Here is an 11,052-nt window from a genome sequence, read left to right as displayed (position 1 = left end):
AATTCTGTGACGGCGCTACGGTCCTTACCGCACCGCCGGAAGCCCCGGCGGCAGCAGCAGAAGCGACGCTTGGCGATCCTTGCGTGATGCGAGGTTGGCCTTGCAGCTCGGGCTGAATAAACCCCAAGTTTTTCGGCCATGTTTCCCTATCATTATGCAGCAGGGAGGCGACATTGGGCATTTCTCTGGTAAAGTACGAAGACTCGTTGTTCTGTAGCTCTTCCTCTACCGCCTTGATGACTTGCAGGCGGTCCGCTTCGCCCAACTCTATGATCTCGGCAGCGGCCATCAATTGTTCTCCAGTGGGGGATGGGCTGGAGTCCATGGCGATGAGTTGCTCGGCGAGACTACGGTGATAGTCAGGTGTCTCAGGCTGGGGTGGCGTGGACATGATGTTCCTCCTGGTCCCGGGTGCTTCGTTCATATAGAGACTTAGGGGCGTGCGAACAGAAGGGGTGACGCGCGGGCAAGGCTCTCAGCTGGGCGCATCTCCTCGCGTTCTGGAGCGAATCCATGGTGGGTTATGGAGGCGTTCGCTGCTGTGTCAGGCCGTTGCCCGCGCGGGGAATTCGGATCGGGCAATGTGGTTGTTCATGTCTCCGTGGTGGCAAGGCCGTGCACCGCTTTCGTGCCGACTCCGAGGACTGAAACCTTCTCTTACTCGACGTGCGCCATCCGGGTTCGGGTTCAGGACGCAGCCGGTGGTATGGCTCGTCATGTGGCCGATGGACGCTGTCCTGGCCGGGTAGGGCGGTGACTGGACGAAAACCCGCCGCTATTTGCTCCGCGGGCTCGCGGGCTCGCAGGCCCGCCCCATCGAGCCGCTCGCCGGTGAACCTGCCCCGGCCACCGGGCTCCCTGAGTCCTCCGGCCTCGCCCGGTCAGCCTCCCCTGCCTGGAATGCCGGCAGCTCACCCCCCTCGTTCAGGATCGACGTCTGCCGAGTTCGACTCGGTACCGGAATTGTCCGTGCGACGCTGGCGAGGGTGGGTGGGCGCGGACCAAACATCTCGTTGCCGGTGACCATCGCATTGTTCACACGTTCGGCCTGCGGGCCGCCGACGTTGGGACGAGTGAGGTCACGCACCTCGTCGAACCAACTCGCGATGTTGCGCAGCTGCGTTTTCTTCGTATGGACTTGACTGGCCAGCGCGTTCTCGTGTTCTTGGAAGATCAGCAGGCCTTCCTCCAGCTTCTCTTGGTCGGCCTCCAGCTTGTGCTTCTCTCTGTCGAGTTTCAGGAGCTGCTCGGCGTCGGCACTCGTGCCCTCAGCGATGGCTTTCATGTTCTGATTCACTTCGTTCCGCCGCTTACGGACATTGTCGATGTTCTCGCTGGATCGGTGGGCTGCCTGCTGAGCGGTGGCATGCTCCTCCGTCAGGCGTTCCAGCTCCTGGCGATGGCGGCCGTCGGCCTGGCAAGCCCGGTCAAAGAGCTCCGGCAGTTCCGGGCTCAGGGAGGCCAGACGCTGGTCGACCTCGGCGGAAACCGCCTGTTCGAATGTCCGGGGCCATGTCCAGGAGGTGCGGTACAGCGCACCCAAGTCGGTGGCGCTGAGCTGGAGGGCGTCCACCCTCGGCCGCAATGCCGACGTGAGGAGTCCGCTCTGCTGCGCGACGTCGGCCGTCAGTGTCGCTTCGTCGAAGGATGCGGGGTCGAAGGCGTGGACACGACCGTCCGGGCTTATCCACTGCCGACGTGACGTCCCGTCCGGGCGGGCGATGTCTATGGTGACGCACATCTTCATCTCGAGTGCGAGATTCCGTGCCAGGTACACCGGGTCCATGCTGAGCAGGGACGCCTGCGGCGGGAGCTGCAGGGGCCCCTGCGGCGCCAGCCCCTGCAAAGGCATGTTGTTGAGCGACCGGATCGCGTCGCCGATGGGGTCCTTGCTGTCTTCCGGGAGAAGCGGGAGTTGGGCGAACCGCCCCTGGGCTCGCAGGGTGTGGGCCCATTGCAGCACGGAGCGGCGGATACGTCGGGTGAAGTCTTCTGGGTCGGCGGACAGGGCCAGCCCGTCAACGTCCTTGCCGACCTTGGCGCGGATCGTGCGCGCCAAAGAGAGGTGAGCGCGGGAGACGTCCGCGTAGGGCTCCTGCGCTGCGGCGTCCAGCAGAGCGCCGAGGTCGAGGGCGGCGGTGCGGGTGGGAGGGTTCCAGGGGCGTTGTCCTTTGGCGGTCTTCTTCTCCGTCCCGTTGAGCCGGGCACGCAGGTCGTCGACGACTCCCTCTGAGAGTTCGGCATATAGGTCGCCTGTGACTGGGTCGCTGTGGTAGTTCCCGAGCGGGGTCGAATTACGGAACCAGTGGTGCTTTTTCAATTCGGCGGTCAAAGTGCACCGGGCGCGCATGCGCACCAGGTACATACGGCCCTGCGGCTTGACGAACTGCTCACGGCGGTGTTTGTCGGTGTTTCCGCTTGACTGGCCCGCCGGGTCGGCCCTGTTTGCGCCAGTCGAGGGCACCGTGTGCCAGTGGGGCCCTCCAGTGCCGGACCCCGACACGCTGAATTCCCTACGCCACAGGTCAGTGGAGTTGAACGCCGTGGTGCCGCTCTCGTGCTTGGTGTAACGGCCGGCGCCGCTGCCGTCGATCGGGGCGATCACCTCGAGGTCGCACAACTCGCCCTGCAGCCACAGTGTGGCGCGTTTCGAGGAATGCCCCGCCATGAACAGGTTCTTGGCGAGTTTGCAGCCCGCGGCGCCTGTGGCCTCCTGCAGATGGTTCGTCAGGTGGGACCGCGACAGGAGCACGTCCAGCGAGGCGCTCAGCCGTTTGGTGATACCGCCAGCCTCCCGCCCGAAGGCCCTCGACAGCAGCCGTCGGGCCTCCGGCAGAAGGCCGTCCATCATCACCTCGACGATGGTGGATCCTTCTTCTTTGCGCCACTGGGGCAGTGGGATTGGGGAGCTCAGCGGGGACGGTCCTACGAAGGGCGACGACTCGGCAATTCCTTTGGGCACCTGGAGGTCCATTGAGCCGTGCTCGGTGACCGTCAGTGGTTCGGTTCGGTCCGTCAGGCCACGGTAGGAGTTCGCCAGGACGTCATTGAGCGGGCGTCCGCCCATACCGATGCGTCGGACCTTCACCGTCAGACGATGGCGGAATTTTGCCGTGTAGTGGCCGCCCCAGTCGTAGACGGTCTGCTCGCTGACCGCAGTCTCCGCCCGGTCGGTGCCCCGGTGCCGGCCCGTGGACAGTTTCAGCGCAGCGGTTTCCGAGCCGTGTGCCTTTCCCGCGCTCTGCTTTCCCACCGTGACCGACTGCACGTTGTCCTTGGAACGGCCGACGGACGTACTGACGTAGCCGTGGCCGTAGTTCTCCAGGCCGGTCCCCGGCTTGAAGTCGTCAAACCGTTGAAAGTGCAGGACGTCGGAGAGGTTGATCTCCACGATGTCGGAGAGCACCCAGCCGATCGGGTTGACGAGGTAGAACGAGCGACCGTTCGCGGAGAGCAGGTCTTGCCACATGGCTTGGTCCCGGCCCCGCGCCAGCAGCCCCTGCAGGGCGTCGATGCCGCCCTGCATCCGGCCGACGACCCGGCCGTCGGCAGTCCACAGCTCCGCTCCGGCGGCGAGCAGACCCGGTGCCGCCCTGTCGACGACCTCTTTGACGATCTGGTAAGTGGACTTGCCGTTGTCATGGGTCAGGGATGTGAAGCCGCTGTGGCCCAGGCCCTTGCCTCCGGGGTCCTCACGTGTCAGGTACTCGGGCAGACGGAGCCCCCTTTCCCGGCCCGCTGGGGGATCCACCCTTGCATCGTCGGGGAAGGCCGCGTTGAACCTGTCGCGCACCGCACGGTCCAGCACCGGTGAGGCGCCGGTGGTGTGCAGTTGGGACAGGAGCCGCGCCAGCGCCGGACGGGCGGTGCCAGGCAGGTCAGGACGCTCTGTCGTCCATCGGGTGAGCACGCCGGCTGCCACATTGCCGCTGAGCCTCAGCTCTCCTTGCTGCCAGCGGCTGAGCGCCTCGGCCAGCTGGATGTCGGTGACCGGAAGCGTGCCGTCGGCGTAGTGCCTCAGTGCCTCCGGCTCGGACAGCAAAAAGTGCATCTTCTTGTTTTCCAGTGGCAGTTGGCTCCCCCGATGGCTGCTGGGCAGCAGCTTGGCGTGCTTCTCCTGCCGACTGCTCGCGGTGAACGACACAGGCATGGAATAGGCGTAGGCATGATGGAAGTCGAGTTGGATCAGCTCCTTGCCACCGGTCCGCCCGTGGCCCGCCGAGGTGTTCCACTGCCACCAATGGCTGAGGTCTATCCCGCCGGTCTCGACGGTCGGCCCTCCCGTGTCACCCGCACTGATGTCGAGCTGGCCCCAGTTGATGCCCCACGACGAGGTGTCTTTGTGGGCGGTCTGCGCCAGCCACAGCTTGATATTGCCGAGCACGAACTTACTGTCGGTGGCGCCGATGAAGGTCGCTTCCCCCATCCTGCCGGAGATGTCCACTGCGCCGTGGGTGTCGCGGAACATCCCCGAGGCGAAGGGCAGGTCCGTTGTGTATTCACCGTTGAAGATCTCCTTGGCGTGCGCACGCATGACGATGTTGCTGGCGAAGGAGTTCATCGCGGGGTCCGCCTCGGCGGACGGGCCGACGAGGTCACGCAGCGCGTCGGTCGCTGCCGTGCGGACGCCTGTGGTGTCCAGGTGGCACACGACAGCGTTGTCGAGAATGTGTGGCGGTGGGGCAACCGCCGAAGGTTGCGATACGCCGCCGGTCAGCGGTACGACACGGGCGAGCACTTTCTGGTCGAGAAGGCTGATCGGACGAGGGTTGCGTGTGCCGCGCCGCAACCGTCCCTGCAGGCCGCTGTGTTGGAACTCGATGGTTACGGTGATGTCGGTGGGCGTTTCGAACTCGTCAGTAGTGCCCCCGAATTCAAGCAGTTCGGGCCGGCTGTTGAGTGAACCGACAGCGTTGGAGGCGCCGATGGTGCGTTGCATCTCCACGCCCACCGGAGTTACGAACAAGTGTTTGCTGAGCGCCGCCCGGAACTTCACTCCGAACGCGATCTTCCTGCCGCCGCCGACCGACTGCTCGGCGGTGTCCATGCCCATGGCCAGGTTCACCGAGTGGTACTCGTCGGTGCTGCGCTTGAACCTCGGAGGGTTCTTGGAGTTTGGTCCCGCCGTTATCGTGATTCTGGCGGAGTCGATGTCGAAATCGGTCTTCGCGAAGCCCCGGCGGCGGCGGAGGGTGAAGCGCATCCCGTCCTGGTGCATCTGGTTCCAATGCGACTCGAAGCCAGGCCGGGAGACCATCTTCCGGAGCAGTGCCTCGTTTGTGATCCGACTGTCGAGGTCGGGCCCATGGTCCATTGGGCCGTGTCCTTTGAACGGGTTGTCCTGCGGGGGCAGGAAGCCGTACTTCTCAACCTCGCTCCGGATCGCGGCGTAGACTTCGTCGACGGTCTGCTGTTCGATCTCGGGCAGGCCCATCCCGATGCCCTTGCCGTCTGCGACGGGATCCGGCAGCGCTTTCATGTGAGGGTCCTCGGGGCGACGGCCCGCATTGCGCAGCTCTTCCGGACGGGCGTTCACCCTCGTGGTCCGCCGGGGCTCTTCGACGCTGCCGCCCGTTTCGGCCAACCCCTCGCCCGCAGCGGATACGGCGGGGGCCTCCGGGGGGTGGGAGTCGTCGAGGCCCTTCCCGAGCGCAGCCCGGTCCACCGGGAATCCGTGGGCGAAGGCTGCGGGTTCGGGCAGACGCAACAGGGCTTGGCCCTTCACCTGATCGGTTCGGGCCTTGGTATCACTGCCCCGGACAGCGACGTCGGCGTAGTGTGCGAGTGCAACCTGGTACGCGCCGGTGTAGCCCGTGTAGCGGGTCACCACCACCGACAATCCCGTGCGACCCGCGCTGTGGCTGTCGGAGTTGGACCAGGTAAAGCTCGGGCCGGCGGTGACGCCCAGTGTGAGTGCAGGTACTCCGTGGGGAACGAAGTCCACAGCAACGCTTCCGCTCAGCGCGCTCGAGTGGTTCAGGGCATGGGTGCCGCCGTTGCCGTCGATGGCCGTCCGCACATTTTCGATATGCGCTTTGTTACTGGTCTCGCCGACCCGTGCCGTCTCGGTGTTGTCGTTCAGCCGCTGCCGGACCGAGTGCACTTCGATCACGGCCACGGGCCGTCCGCTGTCGTGCAGGGCGAAGCGGTAGCCGTACTCATCGTTGACGGCCTGGCCGAGATGAGTGTCATGATTCCACAGTTTCTGCCGCAGCTCGTCGGTGAGCGTGCTCCCGATGTCCAGCTTCAGGCCCTGTGCACGCAGCGTCTTCAGCGTCGCGTCATACAGGGCGGGCAGATGGGTGAGCCCGGAGGCGTAGAAGACCGTCGGCACCCGCTTGCTGTCGGCCTGATCCCACACAATCTGATCGCCCGGCGCCCGCCCCAGGTAGTGGTTGGGCAGCCACAGCACCAGCCTGGCGTCCGGTGAGGCCGTCACCCGGTGTGCGTCGAGCGAAGCCCACTCCTGGCCCGTGCTGGCACGTGTCTTGAACGACCAGTGGGGCACGTACGCCACAGGCGTCGACTCTTCCCGGCTGTCCACAACATGCCCAGCCTCGGCGTCGACAATGTGGTGGGTAGTGCGTTGGGACTCGTTGGTGACCATGGACAGGCCTGCGCCGATCCGGACAGGCACCACACCAAGGGGGAACGACCCCCCCACCGCGGCCCGGGTCGTACCAGTTGTACCGGAGTGTGACTGTACGTGCGCACCTGTCTGAAAGCTGGCGTTAAGGGTCTCGCCCGCGGCCCAGCCCCCGGAGGCCGAATCCGCCGAGGCCGCAGGGATGGTCACTTTACGGGGCTGCTGCGGGTCCAGGATGATCAGGGCCTCGACCGGTCCCAGCGGGACCACCAGCCCGCCCTGCGTCGACTCCTCCCCGTCACCCAGCAGATAGCGGTAGTTGGGGAGGAGCTTTTCCGGCAGCGTCTCCCAGACGTCGTCGGACACCTGGTGGCCGGCCTGCGCCACGTGTCGTCTCAGCTCGGTGATGAGTTCCGACACGTCGGGGAGCCCGTTTCGGGGCACACCGTAGGAGCGGACCATGGGGTCCAGGTCCAGTGGATTGCCCAGGACAGGTACGGGGATCGCAACGGGCTGGGAGGCCGCACTTGCTCGCTGCCCGGCATTGCCGACGGCGCCCTCGACGGCGACTTCGTTCCCGGTCCCGTCCACCGCGCGACTCTTGCTTGTCGGACGGTCCACCGGCATCAGGCTTCGCCGCCCCGTTGCTGCCCCAGCGGGGGCATGCAGCACAGCACGCCGCGTGCCTGGACGGGCACCGTACGGTGCTGTTCCGTCAAGAGCAGGTCCACTGCGCAGACCCGGGAACGGCGGCGGCAGGTGCTGTGCTGGTTGTTCTCCCTGACCTCCTCCCTGTTGCCGTATCTTCCATCGGTGTCCTTCCGTCCCCTCTGCGTGGACGAACATTCACCCTGCGGTACCGAGCAGTTGTGGTGCTGCGGCCTGATGATGCTGGTCCGGTCCACGTCCCCGGCGGTGACGTGCGGGTACCGTAGACCGGCCTTGGTAGTGCATCCGGGGCCCGGTATCCGACCGGCACCCAGGCGAGCGAAAGAGGGGCACGGCGTCGCGGCGAGTCCCGTCCGGCGCGCGAGGGCATCGGCGGTGGGGTGCGGCGGCGGCACCGGGCGCTGTCGAGTCTGCCCCGTGCCGTGCCGACCGTTCTGCGTCGCGCTCTCGGCGACCACACCGGAACCCGGCAGCGGGGTCTTGCCGTTCACCGGCTTCCGGCTCGTGCAGTTTGCGTGCGCGGCGCCGCGGCGTGACCTCACGTTGCCGTACGCCTCGGAGAGCTCAGCCGGCTCATCGGCCGGGGGTCCGAAAGCCGTCATGCTCTTGCGCTCAGCGTGCGAGGCCGAAAGGTCCCCGGCCCCTGGGCCGGGGAAGCCGTCGCCCTCAACGGCCGGGGCAACCACCGGAATCGGCGGTTCCGCCATGGTCACAAGAGCCGGACGGCGACCCGAGGCGCTGCCGCCTGCGAGGCCCACGTACCAGTCTGCCGACCACTTCGTCAGCTCTCTGGCCATACCGGAACTGGCCCGCCGGCTCCGCGACCGCGTCGGCCCTTGACCGGAAGGCGAGGAGAAATATGTTGGGGCCGGAGCTGAACGAGGTGTAATCCATAGCATGGTGTCCCCTTTGACTGCCATCCAGGGACCAACCCATCCGCTGCGGCGTATGTGCCGGGCGGCTCACGGAATCGACTGATCCCATCAACCATCAACGCACGAGCATGGCTTCGGGTTCACACCCATGCTCGTGCGGTCACTTACTCGGTCCGGAATCCCACTGTCGCTGCATGTAGTACACAAGTGCCCAGGCGAGCTGCCAGCCGTGGGTCCCGAATCCCTCATCTGTCGACTGCTTGGCCACCGCGAAGACAGTGGAGCGCGCCGAATCGATCCACGCCTGAACCTGATTGCGATCGCGGAACGTCTGCGGACTGCTGCCCGCGACGGGCGGTGCGAGGGGGAGCTTTGGAAGCGCGATCGAGATGGCTGTGGCCGCCCGCGGCGGCCAGGTCCACCGCGTCGTCTTCCACACGGACAGGGGCGCGCAATATGGATCGGCCGCCTTCGCCGAGGTCTGCCGTCGGCACGGCATCCGCCGCAGCATGGGCCGCGTCGGCTCAAGTTATGACAACGCCCTCGCCGAATCGTTCTTCCAGGGCCTCAAGTGCGAGTTGCTGCACGGAAGGCGCTGGACCTCGAAGGCACAGACACGGCTGGAGCTGTTCAGGTGGCTGTCGTACTACAACCGGCGCCGCCGTCACTCCGCCCTCGGCTACCTCGCGCCAGCCGAGTACGAACAACAATTGATCACGTCACATACGCTGTCACTCGTCGCGTGAAACCCGGTGTCCACCCCCGGGGATCAACCTCATTCGAGGGCCTGGACGGAGGTGTGGACGCCGCGGCGGATGAGTTTGTCCGTCACCAGGCCGTATCGGCAAGTACGGCTCGATGAACTCCCACTCACCGTCAGTTCAGTTGCGCTCTCGTCACGCAAGACGATCTACCGATCCGCCCCGCCGCGACGGCGAATCCCGCAGATTGATCACGACTCGAGACGCGCCCCAGCGGCAACGGTCAGCCGGGCCGGCGAGGGCCTTGGTGCGCGCGGTCACCGCCAGATGGGCCGATGCAAGCGCGTCCGGCCGCTCTGCTGGATGAACCGGGTGAACACCCTGTGCGTTGCCGGGGATGACAGGACCCGTTTCGCCATCGCTGCCACGGAGTACTCGACTTGATATCCAGCAATCAGGAAATACGTGTCAGCCATACGATCGGCGCCATTCTGGCCGGGGCCGGGCTGGTCTCCCTCGCCGCCTGCTCCGGTTTGCCCACGCCCGAGGCCAAAGCGCCCGCCAAGGCACGGGTAGAGAAGAGCAACAGCGACTACGTACAGTTGGATGCGTCCGCGGCCCTCCCATCCGTCCCTCCCCCGCAGACCGCGACCGCGACACCCTCTCAGGCCGCGATCGCTCCCCCGGCCCAGACCACGACCGGCACCATCACCGGGCTCGCCGGCAAATGCCTGGACGCGGCTCAGGCGAGCTCCGCCGACGGCACCCCTGTCCAGCTCTACGACTGCAACGGCACCACGACCCAGCAGTGGACCATTGGTACCGATGGCACCATCCGAGCCCTGGGCAAGTGTCTTGATGTGACCGACGATTCCACCGCTGACGGTGCCGAGGTACAGCTGTGGACATGCACCGGCGGTGCCAACCAGAAGTGGACGGTCAACGCCGCACACGACATCGTCAATCCCCAGGCCGACAAGTGCCTCGACGTCACCGACTACCAAAGCGCCAACGGCACCCCCGCTCAGATTTGGAGCTGTTCCGGTGGCGCCAACCAGAAGTGGAACGCCCCCCGTGCCGAGCAAACGGCCAACACATGCTGGGCGACGCACTACGGACCGGAACCCTCGGGTGCGCTGACGGCCAACGGAGACCTCTTCGACAACAACGCCGACACTGCGGCGACCTCGCTGAGCCGTCAGCTGCAATTGCCGTTCGGCACCCGCGTACGGGTGACCAATGTCGCCAACGGACAGTCCCTGGTGGTCCGAATCAACGACCGGGGCACCTACGCGTGGACTCCTCAGGAACCCAAGTGCCTTGACCTCACGGACAGTGCGTTCAATCGGCTCGGAGGACGCCTCGACCCGGACGACGGTCACATCGTCGTCGTCGAGGAAGTTCTGGACTGACATCGGCATCCGGTGGGCGGGGGTGATCGTCGTATGACAGCAGAGCGGCGGCACGTCACCCGCATGACGTGAACGAGCGCAGGGTTCTTCACAAGTCGGTATGCCCTCCACGGATGCCCTCACCCGGACACTCGCGGGCATCGCCGCCACGGAGGGCAGCGCCGACACCTATTTCGCACCTCATCCAACAGCGCCTCCCGCAACGTCGAACGGAACACTGCCGTCGCCTTCACCGACGGCATCAGCGGGTCCCCACACCCACGACACAGCCGCGGCCCGGCGTCGTCCTTCGCGGCAAGGACCAGCCCCAGCCGGGGCACCCCGTCCCTTCCCAACGCCGCCGAACTGCGAGCTGCTGCGGCAGCTGATGCAGGACCACCTTGACCTGCGCGCGGTACGCGAGGAGGCACAGGCCCGCCGGACGGGTGTCTGCGTCCGTATCGCGAGTACACGCACGCACGCCGTCTGGCCTGCCTGTTCGGCCTGGTCCGCGTGGAGCGGTGGCCTTTCGGCAGAAGGGGCTGCACAACGTGTACGTCACCGACGCGCAACTCGCCCTGCCCGCCGGCCGGCACTCGATGGGGCTGTGGCGCCTGGCCGTCCTGGAGGCGGTGCGCGGCTCGTTCGACCAGGCCGCAGCAGCCGTCGAGCGACGCTGCGGCGAGCACCCACCCCGTCCCGGGCCGAGATCGTGTCCCGCCACGTGCAACACCGTGACTCTGTTGGTGATCTTGCAGGGGTCAGCTGGTGGCGGTGCAGAGGGCATGGAAGTGACTGGGCGCTCGCCCGGGCCGGGTCGGTTCGGTGAT

The 11,052-nt window shown here is 66.2% G+C and carries 3 protein-coding genes and 2 pseudogenes; 3 read left to right on the top strand and 2 right to left on the bottom strand.

Features of this window, described 5'->3' with window-relative positions; all coding sequences use genetic code 11:
• Together ACFVWD_RS51665 and ACFVWD_RS51660 are read right to left on the bottom strand one after the other, a co-directional pair.
• A partial coding sequence (locus ACFVWD_RS51665; RefSeq protein WP_389605595.1) for a hypothetical protein occupies positions 1-391 on the bottom strand: 391 nt, incomplete at its 3' end.
• A 384-nt stretch (positions 392-775) separates the two neighbouring features.
• Positions 776-7,177, bottom strand: coding sequence for a hypothetical protein (locus ACFVWD_RS51660; protein ID WP_389605593.1), 6,402 nt, complete (start codon positions 7,175-7,177; stop codon positions 776-778).
• A gap of 1,333 nt (positions 7,178-8,510) precedes the next feature.
• Between ACFVWD_RS51660 and ACFVWD_RS51655 the strand changes: the two are divergent.
• The 3 genes and pseudogenes from ACFVWD_RS51655 to ACFVWD_RS51645 all read left to right on the top strand — a co-directional run.
• A pseudogene (locus ACFVWD_RS51655) lies at positions 8,511-8,876 on the top strand (transposase); the annotation flags it as partial.
• Between the two features lie 629 nt (positions 8,877-9,505).
• Complete coding sequence (locus ACFVWD_RS51650; protein ID WP_389605607.1) at positions 9,506-10,243, top strand: lectin; 738 nt, start codon at positions 9,506-9,508, stop codon at positions 10,241-10,243.
• Positions 10,244-10,592: 349 nt separating this feature from the next.
• Positions 10,593-10,908: pseudogene (locus tag ACFVWD_RS51645) on the top strand (ISKra4 family transposase); the annotation flags it as partial.
• Positions 10,909-11,052: the final 144 nt, after the last annotated feature.

The sequence above is a fragment of the Streptomyces sp. NPDC058086 genome, from assembly GCF_042885015.1.
GTDB lineage: Bacteria > Actinomycetota > Actinomycetes > Streptomycetales > Streptomycetaceae > Streptomyces.
The sequence above is the reverse complement of the archived record's forward strand: the minus strand, read 5'-3'. Positions and strand labels throughout refer to the sequence as shown.